The organism is Psychrobacter sp. C 20.9 (assembly GCF_001921765.1).
Lineage (GTDB): Bacteria > Pseudomonadota > Gammaproteobacteria > Pseudomonadales > Moraxellaceae > Psychrobacter > Psychrobacter piscatorii_B.
Genome location: NZ_MRYC01000002.1, coordinates 104045 through 122730, shown reverse-complemented (window position 1 = coordinate 122730; position 18686 = coordinate 104045). Strand labels below are relative to the sequence as shown.

Genomic DNA, 18686 nt, shown 5'->3' with positions numbered 1-18686 from the left:
AGCGCTTGATTGTTGGTTCATCGTTTCATAAAAAAACAAACTAACCACTAGCAGCGGTTGGCACTTTGCGAATAAGCCACAAGAAGTAGCCACCGCCAATGATAGCGGCAACCGTACCAGCAGGCAGCTCATAAGGAAACATCACATACCGCCCGATCCAGTCCGCTATTACCATAACCCCCGCGCCTAAGAGAGCAGCCAGCAGCAACTGGCGCTCAAGTTTGACAGCGCCAAGAGACGTCGCCAAATGCGGCACCATCAGCCCAATAAAACTCAACGGCCCCACCGCAAGCGTACTCGCGGTACTAAGCGCGGCTACGAGCGCCAGTAATGATAATGTCACGGGTGTCACTGCCACACCCAAATTACGTGCCACACCCGTCCCTAAACCAAGGACACGTAAGGGTTTGACAATCAATAAGCTAAGTACCAATAAAATAAGCGCAATGCCCATCAGATACCATACTGTACTAGGCTGCGCGCTATAGGTAGTGCCTGATAGCCAACTGAGCATCGCCTCAAGACGCGGGTCACCTGAGAGTTTGACCATATGCATGACCCCGTCCATCATCGCTGCAATCCCAATACCAACCAATAACAGGTAACCTGAGCTGACTCTACGCGCCAGCCACATAATCAACAGCAGCACCGCCATCGCACCTGACAGTCCTGAAATCAATAATGTACCTGCTCCAGCCGACAGCCCCAAACTGGGTAATAATAAAAATCCTAAAATCACCCCCAGCGCCGCGCCTGAGCTGACCCCTAAGACCTCAGGACTAGCCATAGGGTTACGCGTTAGCGTCTGTAATAATACGCCTGCGACCGCCAACATCATCCCTGTTGCCGCCGCGCTCAAGCTACGAGGCAGACGATACTGCTGTGTCAGCGCCCAATCTGTGCTGATCCCCCAGCCATTGATATCCTGTACAAAAAGACAAGCCAACATTATCGTGATGATAACTCCAACGCTCCATCGCCAAAACACAATGGTCTTGTTTTGACCGCTCATCATAGGGGTGATGGTTTCTATCCGATCGCGGCGCTGGCGCAAAATCAGCCAAATAATCAGTGGCGCTCCTAAGATTCCCGTCATGGCACCAGCGGGAATTTGCATCCCCAGTATCGGCTCAAGCAATAAGGCAACGTTACTGGTCAATAGCAATAACAATGCACCCAGCCCAAATGCCGTGACCAAGCGCTTACCAATGGACGAGATACCTAGCGCATTGACCAAGCTTGCGGCACCAAGCCCTATAAAACCAATCAGCCCAACCTCACTGATGACTAGTGCGGTCACCACCGCCACAATCACGACCACTAAGGCGCGAATACCATTGATAGGCACGCCCAAACGTTTGGCTTGTGAGTCATCTAAGCTCATCAGGGTCAGCGGCTTCAATAAAGGCAGGCAGGCTATCGCCGCCAAGGTCGCTGTGATCATCAATGCTCGACTGCTATCCCAGCTGCTTTGTGCCAAAAACCCAGCGGCCCATGACAACATACCGTTGCTTCTTTCAGCAAAAAATAACACCAATACATTGGCAACAGCGGCAAGCAAGATATTGACGACCAGACCTGCTAGTATCAAAATCAGCGGATTGAAGCGACTAGGCGCGGACAAGGCAAACACCAAGCCCATACTCATGATGGCACCGACAAAGGCCACGTAGAGGCCACCATAAATGGCTAAACTCGGTAAAAACAACGTGACAATCAACATAGCCAACTGGGCACCAATTCCGACTCCCAAAGTGGTGTCTGATGCCAATGGATTTTTGACCAACTGTTGTAACAAAATACTGACTACGCCTAATAATCCGCCTGCCAATAGCGCCACCACACTGGTCGCCACTAAGTGAAGCTGAGTCGCCATACTGGCAATATCAAGCTGCAAACTTGGTAAAAATAGCTCACTGAGCGGGCGTGTCCATTCTCGCTCTAATAGTGCCCAGCCACTGCAGACGGACAAAACCACCAATCCTATAAAAATCACCCATAATCGCCATACTGTGCTGCTCGCTACAGATGACTGTGATGGCTGTGGTGACTGGGGTGGCGGCTTGGGCGATGATGTCATCACAGTTGCCGTATGCGAGGAGGACGTGGAGCCTAGGCTATTAGCGCTATGGGTGTTGCTGGCACTGCTCGTATGATTGGTATGAATAGTCATTATATCGCGCCACCTGTTAACGAAACCGTGGATAAATTATTGGCCAGACTGACCAATGACGACATTCCGCCATATATCCAGACTGGCGGCAACTCCGCCATACAGCGGCGCTCACCATAGCCCAAACGCTGCCATACCAAACTGTTCTTAATCTCAGCTCTGGTGATGGGACTGAGTGGGTCGATGATCAGCAGGCAAGTCTCATCATCTAACTGCGCCAAATCACCCATTCGTATCGGTACAAACCCCCACTGATTGCCCTCCCCTAAGACCACAAGCTCTTTGCCCATCTGCTCTAATGCCACCTTAAACAGGCTGTTATCAACATACATGCGCATGTTATTGGCATCCGCAAACTGGACGACCGCGAACTTTTTGATTATTGGATAGCGCTGCTGAAACTGCTGACTGGCAAGCTGTATGTCTTTTTGACTTTGTACAATATAGTCTTCAGCCATCTTGGGATTGTCAATCAATGCACCAAGCGCGCGCGTCGGTTCGGTATAGTCAGCCCACGTTGCCGTTTTCCCTTTTGCCGCAAACATCACCGACTGCGCAGGCACATCACCGTATAAGCTACGGGCATGCTCATAAAAAGCATTATCTATGACCATATCAACAGGAAGCTGTGCAACCAGCTCAGCATTGGGCTGATAACGAATCCCAATATCGGTGGTTGCTGCTGGGAGATGGGGGCGCCCCACCCATCTGTCCCACACTCTGATATCACCAGTGGCAATCGGTGCATGCCCCATCGCCGTCAGCGTTGCAGCATTGCCCCAATCAGGGGAGACGATATTGATACGGTCACTATCAATACGATCACTATTAATACGGTCACTATGGCTGTTTGCTGTTTCGGTAATATCTTTGGGAGGTGATGTATCAAAGTGAGTAATATCTTTATCAGATGCTGAGTGACTACAAGCGGTCAACGTTAGACAGACTAATATTATAAAAGCTAAAAGCGTCTGCCACTTGCGTACTGTTATTGGCGTCACTGACGCTGGCATGAGTATCGAGCGCTTGAATGATTCGTATTGATAAAAAATAGAAAACATAGGAGCATATCTTTTTAGGCGAGTTTGGGTGAAAGAGAAGCGATCTGATGTCAAGCAACTGCAACAGGCTGCCCAGTAATGGGATGACTGAGCAGCTGCATATCCACATTAAAAATATCGTATAATACACTAGGCTGCATCGTGCTTTTGATAGTGCCATTGTGGCAAACTCGGCCGTTTTTTAGCGCAATGATTCGATCGGCATACTGCGCCGCCAGATTGATATCATGAATAATAATCACCACACTCAAGCCCTGCTCATCTACCAAGCGGCGGATCAGCTGAATGACCTCAATCTGATAATGCATATCTAATGCAGCGAGCGGCTCATCAAGCAGTAGGTACTTGGTATCTTGCGCCAAGCACATCGCAAGCCAAGCACGGGCACGCTCACCGCCTGATAGCGTCGATGTAATGCGATCAGCAAAGGCTTCGGTTTGGGTCACCTTTAGCGCTTGATCAACTTTATCTCTATCCATTTGGGTTGGCTTTTGTAGCCACTTTTGATGCGGATAGCGTCCGAGCATCACAAGCTCACGCACGGTAAATCCAGCGGCGTCAGGTAGTTGCTGTGGCAGATAAGCCATATGACGTGCCAGCTCCTTACTGCCGTAATCATTGATGCGAGTATCATCTAAGGTAATACTACCGCTACTACTCGCCATCTCCCCTGCCAATGCCTTAATCAGAGTCGACTTTCCTGAACCATTGTGTCCCACTAGCGCCACCAACTGCTTGATATCAATCTCGCAGCTCACGTTATCTAGTAAAGTATTCCCTTGTCGACTGATGGTCAGTTGGTTTGCACGTAGCATATAGGCACTCATTATTGATAAAAATCAAAATTGATAAAAAGTAAAAATTGGCGTCGATGATGCTTATAGTTTTGAAACAAAAGCGACAATAAAAGAGGATTTTACTCGTAAACGATAATAAAAACAATTATCATTAACCAACTAGACTTTTTATCTCCTCACTTATCATCTGCTTATGAGTATCAATATGGCTAATATCTTCCTATCTTCTGCACATAATACCTATGGCCAAGACAAACCATATACTTCCTTAAACACTCATGAACTAAACGACATCATCACCTATATCAATGAAGAAAGCCTTGATGAGCTGTTAGGGTTTTTAAACGCATTTACTCCTATATCCACGGCTGAATTGGATAATATAGAGGTGAAATTAACCACCGTTTACGCTGAAGGCCTTGAGTTACAAGTACAGACAAAAAATACAGAATCTCCATCTACCAATGCTCAAAATCACCCTGAACAGAGGCAGACTTTTTTTATTGCCTTTCCTGCAGCCATTACGCATCCTGATGAGCTACAAATTCAATATATTGCACTCAAACAAAAAGCGGATAAAAAGCTGGGTAAAAAAACGATTAAACTGACCAAGCAAGTATTTGATGTGCAAGACAGTTATAGAGTCAGCAAAAATATGCTGCGCCTTGAACTGAACATGCCTACGTTGAATAATACTAACGGCACATCAAACCCGACCTCAGTACCCATCAACGAGGCAGGTTACGCGTATTTATTTGATTTAGAGCACAATGCATTGATTAAAGACACGACAGCTGACAATATTGATGACAGTAAAAATACCTCGCGCCTTGCTCGATCTCATTGTTATTACACCTTAAGAAAAGCATGGCAAACCCCTGCTGGCATACAAGCGTGGGTCGATGTTTTCTTGCATGGCAATACACCGGGCGGTAATTGGGCAAACTCACTACAAGCAGGTGATACCGTAGTGACCAAAAGGGAGTTTCCTGAAAAAATTGAGCATTTGCGTGACGGTCAAGCGTTACTGATCGCTGATGAAACGTCTATGCCAACTGTCGCGAGATTACTCGAGCTATGGGAAAACCCAACACCGCCGTTAGTTGTTAGTGTCACACAAAACGCGGCGGATCAACGTTATTTTGATACCGTAAAAATACGTAGTGGTATTGATATTGGTAGCATAAATAATCGTATTGACAGCAATAGTGAGCGCACTACCAAGAATACCGTTAAAGACAACTTTACTGTACTTCCCATCGTCACCGATCAGCAATGCTCAGGACAGCATTTAGCGTCCTTAATCGATAATACGATAGGCAATTATTTGATAGATCAACCTATAAAAATTGATAAAGTCTGGGGTGCATTGGAGGCAAGTACTGTCAAGGCACTACGGCCCATGCTTAGAGAGCGGCTTGATCTTAGCCGCGCAGAGGTGGTGATAAAGGTTTATTGGCGTCAGGATTAAATCCATAAGATATGGCTTGTTGACCGCAACAATCGAGCTGAAGATGACAGTTTTTTAGCATTCTCATGCATAGCATTCACCACTGACCTGTTCATGACTAAGGTTTGTAGCAGCAAAGCATTGTACGCTATAGTCTTTATTCAAGACCTTATTATGGCAGTAGTTCTCGCAAGAGACACCGCAGTTCAATGTAGGCGCGACGATTAACATTGGTACCACAACGACGCTATCACAAGCGGTGATGGCTGCGTACGATGCACCCTTTCCTGATGAATCGTACAAAGAAGGCGCTAGGCAGTTTCCGCTCCTGGTACCCAACACACCAGATGACCCTGCTTCAGGAAAAAATCGTGCCGCTTGGGTAGTACTAAGCAAATGGACAAAGCCTTTTATTACGCTGTTTAGTGACTCTGACCCAGTGACGGGTGGTGGCGATCGTATTTTGCAAAAACTCATCCCCGGCACCAATGGTCAGCAGCATACGACCATTATCAACGGTGGCCATTTTCTTTAAGAAGATCAAGGTGAAACGCTGGCTGAGCTGCTACTTAAATTCATTCGAGATAACCCTACCGACTCTACCAATATACCGTAACGACTCTTATCAAATGACCAATAAAAAACACCCTGACTGTTTAAGTAGACAGTCAGGGTGTTTTCGCTAAAAAGTATCAGTCTTTATACGATGTTTTTAAAAATATCATCGATGTACTTTTCTACCGCAGCGTCATCACTGGTAATCTGAGCATACGTCCTCAGACCTATGATCTGAATTTGAAGATAGCGTGCCAATTCAATCGGGTTTTTCTCTGCACTGATTTCACCACTATCAATAGCTTGTGCGAATAACGTGGCAAATGATGCCTCAATTTCTTCCAAAATCTCTGTGGCATGTGCCAATAGCTCGGGGCTATCATTCTGAGTCAATTCAGCGATCGTTTTTACAATCATGCACATACCACTTGGTGCTGTCGCTTTATTGACTACGATGACGGTATGGATAAAATGTTTTAATCCAGCAAGCACGGTGTCTTTTTGCTCCATACAGTCAGCCAAACGCTTGGCATCATCTGCCGCATAACGGTTTAATGACTCTATAAAGAGCTTGTCTTTACTACCAAAAGCGGCATAAATACTACCAGGATGCATATTGATGACGTCTTGCAAATTGCGCATCGAGGTTGCGTGATAGCCTTTTTCCCAATAGAGATTTTTTGCTTTTTCGATCACATCCTCGCGATTGAACTTTATCGGAGCACTCATAGTTTTTACCTTAATCGCTTTGCCTCAAAATCTATTTTAAGGCAAAGTTTATAGAATCAATCTTACTTGCTGTTTTTAATCACTTTTTTATTATAAAGCTTTTTACGTCTCTTTGCTGTTATTAAGGCGTGCTGAACATTCAACCATGGCACTGACAGAGGCTATTTTTTAGGCGATTCGCAGGTAAAAATAGTGAGTATAGTCATTCTATACGTGTATTTTTAGCAATGAAGCGGCAAAAAAGAGTCCTGTCATTTCAGGCTGATGCTTTATCGAACCAGCCCCATGCGGAGATATCAGCGATTGAATACTCGTCTCCAACCAAATACTCACGGCCTTCCAAATGGGTGTCGAGCACTTCGTAATGACGCTCAGCCTCACGAAGATAGCGGTTCATCGCATAGGGGATTTTTTCTGGCGCCTTGTGTCTAAAATGCACAGACTGACCAGAATAAGGGCCCAGACCAGTTGCTAAAAACATCAACCATGAGAGCATCTCGCTACGATCTTCTGGCTGTCCTTATCAGAATGCTTATATTGAACGGTTTAATCGCAGTTACCGCAATGAGGTTTTAGACTGTTATCTTTTTAATAATTTAAACGAGGTTAGTAAGTTGACTGAAGACTGGATCAAGGTTTATAACAACGAAAGACCCCATGATTCACTTAATGATATGACACCTGCCGAGTACAGGCAGGTGGCTTAATTATTCTACGATGATGTTGTGTTAAGAATGGGGTATTTACAAGGTCATGCCTTAGTACGCTTTTTTATGGCAAAAATAATACTTTTTACTAAAGGTGCTGTGTATTATTTGTTGTTAACATTCGTATACTGAGATTTATTTCTGCTAAAATCATGCAGTAATATTATCAATACCTCATCACTGGTATGAGAAAAAGGACTTACTATGCGATTGAAATCAATCGTTCAAAAACTACATGAACGCGCCCCAAAACTGGGCAAAGCCGCATCACTCACCACAGCCACGGGTGTGATTACCTTTAATAGTATCTTGGCAGGACCTCCTGTATGGATAATGGGCGCTGCCAAAGCCATCACTGGAGCTGCTATCGCTGACAAAGCCGTTATCGATGTCACCAATTACTGGATCAACAGTAACAATGCCGTCATCGACAATATCCTACCACGTAAAGACTGGCGTATAAGCTTGCCTGATGATGTACACACAGACGGTCAATACCTGCTGATCAGCAATCACCAATCGTGGGTCGATACCAGCATCATGCAATATATCAGTGAAAAGCGCCTACCATTGACGCGCTTTTTTACCAAGTTTGAGCTCATCTATATTCCGGTGATTGGGCAGGCTTTCTACTTTCTCGACTTCCCTATGATGCGTCGACATTCTAAAGAAGCCATTGCCAAAAATCCTGCTTTAAAGGGCAAAGACATCGAAGAGGCCAAACGAGCCTGTGCGCTATTAAAGGACAAGCCTTTTACTTTGCTAAATTATTTGGAAGGAACGCGCTTCACCCCTAGCAAACGTGATAAGCAAAATTCACCCTATAAGCACTTGCTCAAGCCCCGTGCTGGCGGATTATCACTTGCTTTGAGCGCCCTAGGCTCAGAGATCGATGGTATCTTGGACATGACGATCGTCTATCCTGACGGCATACCCACTTATAGTGACTTATGGAAAGGCAACATCAAACGTCTAGGCGTCGATGTGCGTCATATCGAAATACCTGAAGACTTATTTACGGCAATCAAAAATGGTGGTTATGAAACAAATGACGCGGTAAAAGCGCAGATGTTTGACTGGGTTGAGCAGGTATGGCACAAAAAAGACCAGCTAATCACAGAGATGCTGGCTGACTTTGAGAATGAAGAGCCGATGAAAGAGGCTTAGTCTACAAATAGATAGTTCAACAGACTGAGTAAATTCTTTATACCAATAATGCTTAGTATTTGATAACCTCGAGGTGTTCTGCGCGTGTACTAATATATAGTAGAGCCTTTTCTACCAATGGTGCAAAAACACGCTAATACCATGCCTCAAAACGAGATGCGTAATCGTCATGGATAACGCCAGCTTTCATAAGCGCGTTCAGAGATTACTCAACAGGCATGGTCATCGCTTGTTATTTCTACCGCCTTACAGCCCTGATTTAAACCCTATTGAAAAAAAGTGGGCACAGGCTAAGTTTCTACGACAAGGCTGGATGGAGAATAATCTACCTAAACTGTTCAATGATATGAGCTGTGCTAATTTTATTATGGATTGACTATAAGACATGGATCGAAGAAATCAACTATTTTTAGAAGCGGACTTGTGATGTTGTATAAGAAAGGGCTGTATTGATATAGAGCCGTTTATCTGGCTTGAGACGAGGTGATACGTTATATAAATCAGCTAAATAGGTCACTTCATGCTGGCGCTAACCATTCAAATTGATGAGTCAAATTAATAAGCAATCAGGGTCAATCTATGATTAGCAATCAGCGCAGTGTTATTGATCATAGGTCTTTAGGTATCGTCTGGCTTGTCTCCGATGACTTGGCTGAGATGACCTGTTTTTAGATATATCGTCGCGCCCTCTCGTCCTGCTGTGATTTGCGCGTACTCACCTGCAGGCAGACGTAACCACCCCCAACGCTGATAGACTCGGTCATCATCTACCAGCTCGCCTGCAATGACTAACAGCTCTGCGCCATTAAGGATTGGCTCATTGAATAACAACTCTCCTGCCTCTATACGTTGCAAGCTCACCTGCTCGACATCATCTGAGAACAGAGCACAAACGTCACGGTCACCTTGTCGCTGCCAATTGGCACCATCGTGAGTATCGATAGCCACATGATGCGCTTCATCAGGTGACATCTGCCGTAGTTTAACGAAAATCACTGCGCCTTCATCACTATAAGGCCTATGACCGGATGCTGGTGGATTGCGCACGTACCAACCTGCCGGATAATGGATATCGTCTGCAGAAAAAGTCCCTGACAGTACGAGTATCTCCTCGCCACCTGGATGCTGATGGTGCGGAAAATAAGAGTTCGGTGCATAACGTACTAGGCTCGTCGCACGCGCCTTCTCTTCACCGATGCGGTCAAGCATCACTCGCTCCACGCCATTCTGTGGTGATTTGACCCACCCGTGGTCTTCAGGTACTAGCGAAGCACGACGTGAAAAATCTGCATTGATACGCATAAGGGGTTCCAAAGATAGAATGAGTGGCGTCAGCAAGTGAGCCGTTATGAGATATAGATTGGTTATCTAAAATATCGATAACCAATCCTCTTTATGAATATTGCGCTGCTGAGAGCGATACACTGCTCGCTCGTGTCTCGAACAAGGCACGGCCTTAATTTAGTGTCGCTTTATCGAAAAACAAGCGACTCATGACAATTTATTAATGCATCCATTAGCGTACCAAAATTACAGGGGATAAGGTACTTGCAATGATCTCTGTCGTTGTACTACCAAGGAACAACTGCTGCCATTTAGAGTGTCCATAAGCACCGACCACCATAACGTCAATGTTATTGTCTACTTGAAACGTTAATAACCCATCGACCGCATCAGAAGCAGACAGATGATGCGCCTCAACGATATAACCTGCATCTTCCAATTTTGCAGCAGCCGCGCTCATGCTTTGCTTGGCGGCTTCATTATGATTGCCGACCATCACGATGTGGCCTTTCAAACCTTTCAATAATGGGCTTTTTGACACCATCCATGCCGCTTTTATAGCGGTTTTGCTACCATCAAAAGCAATCATATATGAGCTAGGCTCTTTAAAAGTCTCTGAACAAATCAGGATAGGGATATCCGATGCGCGAGCCACCGTTTCGATTTGGCTGCCGATATTGATGCGGCTATTTTTGTGGTCTTCGCCGCGGCGTCCCATGACGATCGCGCGATTTTCTTCTTTGAAATGCTCGATGCTAGGAAGCAATTTACCATGACGTTGATAAATGCGCACATTGACATCCGCAAAGCTGTCTTTGATATGGCTTTTTGCATCTTGTACTAAGGCGTTGCTATAGCTATTGACGACTTTTGCCCTTTGCTCATCTAGCTGGGACAACTCTTCTAACAAAAACTGGCGACTGTTTATCCCTATCGCGCCTGACAGATCACGTCTGACTGAAGCAGGGACGTCGCTGACATGCAGCAACCCAACAGGCAAGTTCAGTTTGCTGGCATACCATGCGGCATAGTCACAAACCGATTCAGTCACTGCTGAGCCGTCAATACAGGCTAGAATGTGCTGTGATGTTGTCATAATCTGTCCTTAGATATGTTATTTAATCCCATACAGCTTGTTATATATGACCAAGCTATGCCCATTGTTTGGAGATGTTTCTAAAAACTGCTCTCTTAATTGGATGATACCCAATTTGGTCGGTTTCATCCAGCGATGTACACGCTTTTGTAAAATCACAAACGTGCTAGCACTATTATTTTATATAGTTTACAAGAGTATTGTTTTAACACCCCGATGAACTCTGGTCATTGTCTAACCACAAGCGTTAGTAAAGTTTGCTACAATACCTCTTTTAGTATTTATGATTCAGTATTTAAGACTTACGTATCGTTATTTAGGTGATTGAATTATGGCAAAGAACGCCCTACAGGCTCAACTATTAAAGGCTGGATTGGTCGATAGTAAAAAAGCCAAAAAAATCAGCAAGCAAACGCAGCATGCCAAGCGTATTGGCGACTCAGAGAGTTTAGAGACCAAAAAAGCATTGGCAGAGGCTCAAGCGCAAAAGCTTGAGAAAGACCAAAAGCTCAATCAGCAAAAACAGCAAGCTTTAGAAGAAAAGGCGCTGAGGGCTAACATCATTCAAATGATTAAGCAGCATCAGATAGCCGATACGGATGGTGACGTTAGCTATCAATTCGTCGATGCGTCTAAAGTGAAAAAAATATCCATCACGCAAAAGCTATACGATCAAATCGTCGCCGGTCATGTCGTAATTGCACGCTTAGAGGACAGCTACGCGTTACTGCCGCGCCCACTCGCAGATCGTATCGATACAAAAATGCAAGGGTTTATGGTCGTGTCCAACGATACCGCTGAAGACACGCCAGAAGAAGATGATCCTTACGCCGCTTATGTGATTCCAGACGATTTGATGTGGTAATCACTTGCCTAATCGCTTAGCGAATTGCATAAGCCTACAAGCAAAACCCCTTCATAGAGCGACCATTCTATGAAGGGGTTTTGCTATTTTCAGTTTAATAGACAGTTTGTTATGGAAATCATCAGCCAGTTAATGACAGAAAATACTTAAGCATCGTGCCTCTCATTCTACTTTATCAGATTGTCTACTTTATTGAATGGATAGGGCTTTTAATTGAACAGTCACTCAACACTCAGTACAATATAAGGTGGTGTATCAAAAAGTATGCTGGGGTAATAAAGGAAGGGTGACAGCCGAAGCAAAATGATATATTTGAGGTTATGAAGACACAAATACAGATCAATTGCCCAGACTGTCACAGTCTTAGTCTAAAGAAAAATGGTATAAAAAGCTATGGCAAGCAGAACTACCAATGTAAGGACTGCAAACGACAATTCATTGGTGACCATGCCTTAAGCTACCAAGGCTGTCACTCTCAAATAGAAGACATCATACGGCTGATGACTGCTCGAGGCTGCGGTGTTAGAGACATAGCCATCATTACCTCGGTGAGTATTGGTAAAGTGCTCAGCACCATAAGCTCATCCGTTTATAAGATCCTGCCTAATAAGCGCTACTATGAACGCTTAGAAGTTGATGAGTTTTGGACTTACGTATATCGCAAGAAGCGTAAAGTCTGGCTCATCTACGCTTATGACCGGGCTACTAATGAGATTGTCGCTTATGTTTGGGGCAAACGCGACTTAAAAACGGCTCAGAAACTAAGAGCGCGTCTTAAGCAACTTAAAGTGAGCTATGACTCTATTAGCATGGACAATTGGGACAGTCTCATAACGGCCTTTAAACCAGATAACAAACAAGTTGGCAAACAGCATACGATAGGTATTGAAGGCAATAATTGCCGTCTTAGACACCGACTAAAACGAGCCGTTAGAAGAACCTGTTGTTTCTCTAAGAAGCTCCATAATCACTTAAAAGTGTTTGATTTGGTATTCTTTTATATTAATGATGGCTATGTCTGATGTCAGCATACTTTTTAGAACACCACCTTCTATCGATGTGCAAAGCCCTGAGAGCATGCTAGAAAAGCTCTTAAGTAACGAGAGTGACATTGGTGTGAGTTATTTTGGTAGCTTTCCGCCGTTCCTGACGTTTAAGCCAGCATTTGTCGAAAAACAAGTGGTCTGCTGCGGACGTGAGCATAAGCTATTTTATAACTCAGAAGGATTGACTTTTGAGGATTTAGAGCAGAATTATCCGTGGATAAAAAGGGGCTACGTGGTCGAGCATCATATCAATCATATCCGCCCAAAAACCCTAAGCGCCACCACTTATCACATGGAGGCAACCGCGCAGCTGATCCTTGCAGGCCATCATGTGGGGTACTTACCGCGTGATTTGGCGAGACGTTATGAGGGCATGGGACTGATGAAAATACTCCTGCCCAATGAAGCAAGCTACGACGTCGAGCACCACTGGGCATATCGGGAAAATCAGCAAAAACAAACCGCTGACTTTTTAAATAAGATGATGAACTTACTATAAAGAGAATACGAATATCACTGCACTGCTACGGACGGTCGTTGATGCTTGAGACCAATGCTTCTAAGCTTACCTTTTTCGCCTACTTCTTTGATGACCAGTGACCACTCATCGTTCACCACAACCGTATCGCCTGAAACGGGTGCGGTACCTAAATGTGAGGTCACATACTCAGCGACTGTCTGCTCCCACATATCTTTGGGAATGTCCGCTTCGGTCGTTTTCAGCGTTTTTACCAAAGGTTTGGCGACCATGGCTTCTGAAAAAAATGGCAAATCTCCGAGTTTTACACTGGGTGATAGCAACCAATCACCATAAAAGTCATCAATAGCCTTACGATCTAACGTTGTGTCATTAAAAATCTTGGCAATTTTGCTGGCATGATTACCTCGCATGGCGTACCAAACACTATCACCAAATTTTATTTTCGTATTTTCATCAACGACGACGATTTGTTGACCGCGCACCAGCGCAAATATACTAATCTCATCAGGGCTAATGCCTTTAGAGATACCCATAGGATGGCGGCCAATAGCAAATGCGCCTGATTGCGCCTCAAACTCGTATAAGGTAATACTCGCCTTATCCGATACCCAAACCTCGTGTTCTTCTTTGGGATCTTTATTGGTTGGAATACGTACCTTAAATAAATTCGCCATAGTAGGAATGGTCGTGCCTTGCAAAATCAGTGACAGCACCACAACCCCAAACGCAATATCAAACAGCATAAAGGCGTTATCTATCCCTGCCATGACGGGCAAAATCGCAAGGGTAATGGGCACCGCACCGCGCAATCCAACCCAAGAGATAAACCCAATCTCTCGATCTTTAAATTTAAATGGTTTCACACTAGTATAGACCGCGATAGGACGGGCAACGAAGATCATGAACGCCGCTATCGCCACCGAATAATGCCAGACATTAAGAACGTTTGATGGCGTGACCAATAGCCCCAATACCACAAACAATACTGCTTGCGACAGCCAAGCGAAGCTATCCATCACGCGCATGACATGCTCGGTTGAACGTACCTTATAATTGCCTATCAGCACCCCTGTGAGATACACCGCCAAAAACCCACTGCCGCCAATCAAGTTGGTCGCAGCAAATACAGCTAAGCCCGCTGAGAGTATCAAAATAGCGTACATGCCCTCTGCCAAATGTATCTTGGGTAATAATCGAGAGAGCAAATAACCAAAGAGCAAGCCCATGCCCAATCCAAAGCTCAACTGTTGAAACAGTAAAACCAAAAAGCCAAATGCTGTCTGACCAGCAGGGTCGACGTTTAGGGCAATGAGACCTGTTACTAATAAAATAGCCAAGGGATCGTTGGCACCAGACTCTAGCTCAAGCGTGGCTTGAACGCGGTCGTTGAGCTTGACCCCGCCATTACGTAGTAGAGAGAATACAGCGGCCGCATCGGTTGAGCCCACAATCGCAGCCATCAATAGCCCAAAGCGCCAGTCGACATCGAGCAACCAAGTAACAAATACCCCGAGCACCAAAACCGTGACCAGTACGCCCCAAGTAGCCAAGGTAATCGCAGGTTTTAGACCGACCCGAAACGACTTAAAAGACGTACGTAGACCACCATCTAATAGAATACAAGCCAGCGCCGCTTGTCCCACAAAATTGGCCAGCCCATATTGAGAAAACTCAATACCCAAGATACCCTGCTCGCCTGCCAACATACCGACGATCAAAAACAGCAATAGCAAGGGCACACCCAAACGCGCCGATAACGTGCTCGCCATGATACTGGCGAAAATAAGTACTGCCCCTACGAGGTATAGGATATTTAAGGTATCCATTTTTTAAAGCCCTGTTTTTTATAGTTATTGCATCAATATTGAATGAAGCCTAATAGTACTTGATTGCGAAAATATTTCCGTTATCGCACTGTTATTAGATATCACGCCAGAGAGTTTCTCATCAGCAACGATTGTCAGAGCTATTAATAAAAGCAATTTACACTGACTCTATATCGGTATTAAGAGTAACATCTGCTACTAAATTTATAGACAATATTTCGAGAAAAGTTATCGAATATACCAGCGCGTACCTATGAACTTATAACCTTTGTTTAGCCATTTTTTATCCTAACTTTTGACAGTATTTAGGCCTACACAATTAAATTTAAATAGTTACGCTTGACTATTTAGCCCTGAATATACTGCCATGTCAGTACCAAAATGGCGGCGGCTACTGTCCAAGCGACAACGCCTAACAATAATGCCTTATATAAGCTCATATAACTGATGCTAAAAAATACCACCAAGGTATAAATCAAATGCGGTATCACACCCAGCATACTAAATATCAGGGCAACCCTTAAATCAGTAGAACTGCGCTCAGTACCGACAATGAAGTGACTGATGAGCGTAAACGTGGGGAAAAGAGGCGCAAGTGCCGCCAGATAAAAAAATCGCGTTTGTGCAAATAATTGAATTGCCAATACCATCAAAGCGCCAATGAGCATTTTTAGCCAGATCATGATGGATCACTCTCCTATTGAGTATGACGGGCTGAACATAGCCCAATCAGCCATCATACTAGAGTCTACAAATTGACATAAGAGGCATCGCTGATTAATTGACCCGTGTGATAAAAAAAACGCAAAAAACCCCATTTAGCTACGCTGCTAAATGGGGCTAGTACTTTTATTAAGAAAGCTTTTACGAATTACTCAATCCTTTTTTGGCTTTAGTGCCGCGCTGATGTCTGCTAGCAATGGGGGTATATCATGCTTATCTGCGATGACCTCAATCATTACTAGCTTATCGGTAGTCTCGGCAGCTTTGTTTAAAGCCGCTTTTAGCTCACCTGCTGTTTCTGCTTTGAGTAGTAAGCTATTCGCTTCGGTTGCGCCAAACGCTTTTGGCATGATCTGCCAATCGCATTTTGGGATATCGTTGTAGTATTGGTTTTCACCATGAATCGCACGCTCTACGGTATAGCCGTCGTTATTGATTAGGACGATGACTGGATTGATACGCTCTTGAATCATGACCGCCAGCTCTTGGATAGTGAGCAGTGCTGAACCATCACCAATCAATAAAACACTGCGCTTATCTGGCGATGCAACTGCTGCACCTAAGCTGGCTGGTAATGTATAGCCGATTGATCCCCACATTGGCTGCCCATATGACGTCACCCCTTCTGGCAAGCGCACATCACTGATGCCAAAATAGGCCGTTCCTTGCTCAGAGAACACTAGGTTATTACGATCTAAGCAATCAGCAATGATATGCCATAGGTCATCTTGGCGAATCGCCTCATCATCCCTACCCTTCTGCTCATGTGGTTTGACTGGCTCACAGAAAGGTTTTGGTACGATGTTGATACCAGAGGTCATGACTTCGTGCAGGGCCTGTAATGCATCTTGCAAGGCAATCGGTGCAAAGTTCTTACCACTAATAGAAGCACGCTCATAATGCAAGTCTACTACTATACTCTCGTCAATATCTTGGCTAAATCCCGCGGTGGTCGTGTCGGTATATTGCACCCCTACTTTGATCAGACATTCGCAGTTTTCTACCGCGTCTTTGACAATGGGACGCGAGGCAACGCCTGCATAGGTACCGGCCCAGCGCTCGCTGTTTTCATCAAGTAGCGTTTTGCCCCACGATAGCGTGGTATAAGGAATGTCTGTATCAGCAATCAGTGCTTTGAGCTGTGACTGCAACCCCAAACGATGCACCATCAAATCTGCCATGAGCGTCGTGGTTTTGTTTGGCAAAAACTCGGTGAGCGCTTGCTTGAAATCTGCCAATGCCGCTTGACTGGTGATGTCTTCTTGGCTATCAACCAGCTTGGTTGTTGGCGGATAAATAGGCTGACGCGCAACGTCAGGTGATAGTAATAAATAGCCAGGGCGATGCTTTTTGAGAATCAATCGAATTACTCGATCAATTTCTGAGGCGGCATTTTCAGGAGTAAGCTGCGCTCGTGCTACCGTCACGGGCTCAACCATCTTAATAAAATGATTAAATACGCCATCGCCAAGCGAATGATGAATACGGCGTTTTGCGTCTTGCAAAGCTGTGCTTGGTGCACCTACGATGTGCAATACTGGCGCGTACTCAGCAAAAGAGCCTGCGGTCGCGTTAATCGCTGACAGCTCGCCTACGCCAAAAGTCGTCACCATAGCGGCAAACCCACGCTCGCGGGCGTAGCCATCAGCCGCATAGCCAGCATTTAGCTCATTGGTGTTACCCACCCAGCGCAGCTTATCAGAAGCAAGAACATTGTCCAAAAAGGTTAAGTTAAAATCGCCTGGTACGCCGAATATCTCAGAGGCACCCGCTTCTGCGACACGATCAAACAAATAATCAGCGATAGTATACTGTTGACTCATTTTTTATCCTTATAACTTATCTTCGTAAGTATTGATAATTGTGAATGTGATTAAATCATAATATGTATACCAGCTTATTTATGTATGCAAAGCTTTTGGAATACATATTATAATGAACCGTTATAACATACATTTGTAGATAGAGAATACGCCTATTTTAATAACTTTAATTTTTTTTACTCTAAGTGTTGACACATCAAAAAAACTGCGTATAATACCTCGTCATCATCTAGACGATAGATTGTTTATCAGATGATTTAGCGGGATTAGCTCAGTGGTAGAGCATAACCTTGCCAAGGTTGGGGTCGAGAGTTCGAATCTCTTATCCCGCTCCAAATATTTAAAAAGCCTCACTTAATAGTGAGGCTTTTTTTTGTCCATTTTTCGGGGGCGGTTCAGTTTTGTACGCCTACGCCGCGGTGAAAAAGGTCAAATGCCAAAACCTGTTGCCGATATGAGCTCTATTTGGAGTCCAAGCGAGAAAGCGATGGTTGATAATGCGCTATCTGTGTCATTTATAGGATCTGTGGAGACGGTTCAGCCAAAGCTTGCTGTGTTTATCGACCACTACCAACCTGATGAGCTGATTGTTACCGCTAACGTCTATGACTAAGCAGCACATCTACGCTCATTTGAGCTCATCTCTCAGTTAAATTTGTTTACTTTACGAGGTGATGCCGCCGTTGCATAATAATCAAAAGCACTAATTGGAAACCTGACATGGAAGCTACCCCTGTGATTGCAGCATCGTTGTTTATTGGCAGCTCTATATTTTTATATATAGTCGCCTTTATTATCGTTCTGGTATTTTTTGGCTATTTAACTTATCGTGTCAGTCCGAAAGGCAAAGCTCGGCGTGAAGAGCGGCGCAATCGTGATAGACGCCGCTAAATTTTATTTACA

General features: G+C 44.7%; 18 protein-coding genes, 1 tRNA gene and 2 pseudogenes. 11 read left to right on the top strand and 10 right to left on the bottom strand.

The annotated features are described in order from the left end of the window. Nucleotides 1–40: 40 nt before the first annotated feature. From fhuB to BTW00_RS01995, 3 genes are read right to left on the bottom strand one after another with little or no spacing between them, the layout of a single operon-like run. Nucleotides 41–2173 carry a Fe(3+)-hydroxamate ABC transporter permease FhuB gene (gene fhuB, locus BTW00_RS02005; protein ID WP_083603535.1) on the bottom strand — a complete coding sequence of 711 codons (2133 nt, stop codon included), beginning with the start codon at nucleotides 2171–2173 and terminating at the stop codon, nucleotides 41–43. Further along, nucleotides 2173–3234 (bottom strand): ABC transporter substrate-binding protein, encoded by a 1062-nt coding sequence (locus BTW00_RS02000; RefSeq protein WP_256713963.1) that lies wholly within the window; start codon nucleotides 3232–3234, stop codon nucleotides 2173–2175. Before BTW00_RS02000 ends, fhuB begins: the two co-directional genes overlap by 1 nt. 50 nt (nucleotides 3235–3284) lie before the next feature. Beyond that, nucleotides 3285–4049, bottom strand: coding sequence for an ABC transporter ATP-binding protein (locus BTW00_RS01995; RefSeq protein WP_075105988.1), 765 nt, complete (start codon nucleotides 4047–4049; stop codon nucleotides 3285–3287). A 187-nt stretch (nucleotides 4050–4236) separates the two neighbouring features. Here BTW00_RS01995 and BTW00_RS01990 point away from each other — a divergent pair, with 187 nt between their 5' ends. Both BTW00_RS01990 and BTW00_RS01985 read left to right on the top strand, forming a co-directional pair. Beyond that, nucleotides 4237–5502 carry a siderophore-interacting protein gene (locus tag BTW00_RS01990; RefSeq protein ID WP_075105987.1) on the top strand — a complete coding sequence of 422 codons (1266 nt, stop codon included), beginning with the start codon at nucleotides 4237–4239 and terminating at the stop codon, nucleotides 5500–5502. A gap of 241 nt (nucleotides 5503–5743) precedes the next feature. Beyond that, complete coding sequence (locus tag BTW00_RS01985) at nucleotides 5744–6016, top strand: hypothetical protein (protein WP_256713962.1); 273 nt, start codon at nucleotides 5744–5746, stop codon at nucleotides 6014–6016. Nucleotides 6017–6180: 164 nt separating this feature from the next. On the opposite strand, the gene BTW00_RS01980 is transcribed toward BTW00_RS01985, so the two are convergent. Both BTW00_RS01980 and BTW00_RS01975 read right to left on the bottom strand, forming a co-directional pair. Then, a complete protein-coding gene (locus BTW00_RS01980; RefSeq protein ID WP_075105986.1) occupies nucleotides 6181–6765 on the bottom strand; it encodes a TetR/AcrR family transcriptional regulator in 585 nt (194 codons plus the stop codon). Nucleotides 6766–7021: 256 nt separating this feature from the next. Then, nucleotides 7022–7261, bottom strand: a complete 240-nt coding sequence (locus BTW00_RS01975; RefSeq protein WP_256713961.1) for a glutathione S-transferase C-terminal domain-containing protein — start codon at nucleotides 7259–7261, stop codon at nucleotides 7022–7024. Between the two features lie 16 nt (nucleotides 7262–7277). On the opposite strand from BTW00_RS01975, the pseudogene BTW00_RS01970 reads away from it, so the two are divergent. From BTW00_RS01970 to BTW00_RS01960, 3 genes and pseudogenes are all read left to right on the top strand, one after another. Continuing rightward, nucleotides 7278–7472 (top strand): annotated as a pseudogene (locus tag BTW00_RS01970) (integrase core domain-containing protein); the annotation flags it as partial. A 204-nt stretch (nucleotides 7473–7676) separates the two neighbouring features. Continuing rightward, complete coding sequence (locus BTW00_RS01965) at nucleotides 7677–8639, top strand: acyltransferase (RefSeq protein WP_075105985.1); 963 nt, start codon at nucleotides 7677–7679, stop codon at nucleotides 8637–8639. Between the two features lie 121 nt (nucleotides 8640–8760). Continuing rightward, nucleotides 8761–9015, top strand: a pseudogene (locus BTW00_RS01960) (transposase); the annotation flags it as partial. Nucleotides 9016–9257: 242 nt separating this feature from the next. Here the strand turns inward: BTW00_RS01960 and BTW00_RS01955 are convergent. Both BTW00_RS01955 and BTW00_RS01950 read right to left on the bottom strand, forming a co-directional pair. Next, on the bottom strand, nucleotides 9258–9941 hold the full coding sequence (locus tag BTW00_RS01955) for a cupin domain-containing protein (RefSeq protein WP_075105984.1): 684 nt from the start codon (nucleotides 9939–9941) through the stop codon (nucleotides 9258–9260). Between the two features lie 214 nt (nucleotides 9942–10155). Beyond that, nucleotides 10156–11019, bottom strand: coding sequence for a universal stress protein (locus BTW00_RS01950; protein WP_075105983.1), 864 nt, complete (start codon nucleotides 11017–11019; stop codon nucleotides 10156–10158). Between the two features lie 331 nt (nucleotides 11020–11350). Between BTW00_RS01950 and BTW00_RS01945 the strand changes: the two genes are divergently transcribed. The 3 genes from BTW00_RS01945 (at nucleotide 11351) to BTW00_RS01935 (ending at nucleotide 13429) form a co-directional block, all read left to right on the top strand. Then, nucleotides 11351–11884, top strand: coding sequence for a DUF2058 domain-containing protein (locus BTW00_RS01945; RefSeq protein WP_075105982.1), 534 nt, complete (start codon nucleotides 11351–11353; stop codon nucleotides 11882–11884). A gap of 320 nt (nucleotides 11885–12204) precedes the next feature. Next, nucleotides 12205–12906 (top strand): IS1 family transposase, encoded by a 702-nt coding sequence (locus tag BTW00_RS01940; protein WP_075105981.1) that lies wholly within the window; start codon nucleotides 12205–12207, stop codon nucleotides 12904–12906. Continuing rightward, nucleotides 12899–13429 (top strand): substrate-binding domain-containing protein, encoded by a 531-nt coding sequence (locus tag BTW00_RS01935; protein ID WP_256713960.1) that lies wholly within the window; start codon nucleotides 12899–12901, stop codon nucleotides 13427–13429. Before BTW00_RS01940 ends, BTW00_RS01935 begins: the two co-directional genes overlap by 8 nt. A gap of 14 nt (nucleotides 13430–13443) precedes the next feature. On the opposite strand, the gene BTW00_RS01930 is transcribed toward BTW00_RS01935, so the two are convergent. The 3 genes from BTW00_RS01930 to BTW00_RS01920 form a co-directional block, all read right to left on the bottom strand. Beyond that, entirely contained in the window at nucleotides 13444–15237 is a 1794-nt protein-coding gene (locus BTW00_RS01930; protein ID WP_075105980.1) for a potassium/proton antiporter, read from the bottom strand. Nucleotides 15238–15584: 347 nt separating this feature from the next. Then, complete coding sequence (locus BTW00_RS01925) at nucleotides 15585–15920, bottom strand: GlpM family protein (protein ID WP_083603533.1); 336 nt, start codon at nucleotides 15918–15920, stop codon at nucleotides 15585–15587. 192 nt (nucleotides 15921–16112) lie between these two features. Beyond that, nucleotides 16113–17783, bottom strand: coding sequence for an alpha-keto acid decarboxylase family protein (locus tag BTW00_RS01920; protein ID WP_075105978.1), 1671 nt, complete (start codon nucleotides 17781–17783; stop codon nucleotides 16113–16115). 260 nt (nucleotides 17784–18043) lie between these two features. Between BTW00_RS01920 and BTW00_RS01915 the strand changes: the two genes are divergently transcribed. The 3 genes from BTW00_RS01915 to BTW00_RS14010 all read left to right on the top strand — a co-directional run bounded on the left by BTW00_RS01915 (nucleotide 18044) and on the right by BTW00_RS14010 (nucleotide 18674). After that, a tRNA-Gly gene (locus BTW00_RS01915) sits at nucleotides 18044–18118 on the top strand. Between the two features lie 38 nt (nucleotides 18119–18156). Further along, the gene (locus BTW00_RS01910) at nucleotides 18157–18396 is read left to right on the top strand and encodes a hypothetical protein (protein ID WP_256713959.1); all 240 of its coding nucleotides are present in this window, start codon (nucleotides 18157–18159) and stop codon (nucleotides 18394–18396) included. A 107-nt stretch (nucleotides 18397–18503) separates the two neighbouring features. Next, nucleotides 18504–18674 (top strand): hypothetical protein, encoded by a 171-nt coding sequence (locus BTW00_RS14010; RefSeq protein WP_156923993.1) that lies wholly within the window; start codon nucleotides 18504–18506, stop codon nucleotides 18672–18674. Nucleotides 18675–18686 lie beyond the last annotated feature (12 nt).

Excerpts from the sequence above, each read along its gene's own strand:
- BTW00_RS02000 (WP_256713963.1), bottom strand. The coding sequence starts at position 3,234 with ATGTTTTCTATTTTTTATCAATACGAATCATTCAAGCGCTCGATACTC.
- BTW00_RS01930 (WP_075105980.1), bottom strand. The coding sequence starts at position 15,237 with ATGGATACCTTAAATATCCTATACCTCGTAGGGGCAGTACTTATTTTC.
- BTW00_RS01935 (WP_256713960.1), top strand. The coding sequence starts at position 12,899 with ATGTCTGATGTCAGCATACTTTTTAGAACACCACCTTCTATCGATGTG.
- BTW00_RS01990 (WP_075105987.1), top strand. The coding sequence starts at position 4,237 with ATGGCTAATATCTTCCTATCTTCTGCACATAATACCTATGGCCAAGAC.
- BTW00_RS01965 (WP_075105985.1), top strand. The coding sequence starts at position 7,677 with ATGCGATTGAAATCAATCGTTCAAAAACTACATGAACGCGCCCCAAAA.
- BTW00_RS01920 (WP_075105978.1), bottom strand. The coding sequence starts at position 17,783 with ATGAGTCAACAGTATACTATCGCTGATTATTTGTTTGATCGTGTCGCA.
- BTW00_RS01985 (WP_256713962.1), top strand. The coding sequence starts at position 5,744 with ATGGCTGCGTACGATGCACCCTTTCCTGATGAATCGTACAAAGAAGGC.
- fhuB (WP_083603535.1), bottom strand. The coding sequence starts at position 2,173 with ATGACTATTCATACCAATCATACGAGCAGTGCCAGCAACACCCATAGC.
- BTW00_RS14010 (WP_156923993.1), top strand. The coding sequence starts at position 18,504 with ATGGAAGCTACCCCTGTGATTGCAGCATCGTTGTTTATTGGCAGCTCT.
- BTW00_RS01980 (WP_075105986.1), bottom strand. The coding sequence starts at position 6,765 with ATGAGTGCTCCGATAAAGTTCAATCGCGAGGATGTGATCGAAAAAGCA.
- BTW00_RS01995 (WP_075105988.1), bottom strand. The coding sequence starts at position 4,049 with ATGCTACGTGCAAACCAACTGACCATCAGTCGACAAGGGAATACTTTA.
- BTW00_RS01945 (WP_075105982.1), top strand. The coding sequence starts at position 11,351 with ATGGCAAAGAACGCCCTACAGGCTCAACTATTAAAGGCTGGATTGGTC.
- BTW00_RS01925 (WP_083603533.1), bottom strand. The coding sequence starts at position 15,920 with ATGATCTGGCTAAAAATGCTCATTGGCGCTTTGATGGTATTGGCAATT.
- BTW00_RS01975 (WP_256713961.1), bottom strand. The coding sequence starts at position 7,261 with ATGCTCTCATGGTTGATGTTTTTAGCAACTGGTCTGGGCCCTTATTCT.
- BTW00_RS01940 (WP_075105981.1), top strand. The coding sequence starts at position 12,205 with ATGAAGACACAAATACAGATCAATTGCCCAGACTGTCACAGTCTTAGT.
- BTW00_RS01950 (WP_075105983.1), bottom strand. The coding sequence starts at position 11,019 with ATGACAACATCACAGCACATTCTAGCCTGTATTGACGGCTCAGCAGTG.
- BTW00_RS01955 (WP_075105984.1), bottom strand. The coding sequence starts at position 9,941 with ATGCGTATCAATGCAGATTTTTCACGTCGTGCTTCGCTAGTACCTGAA.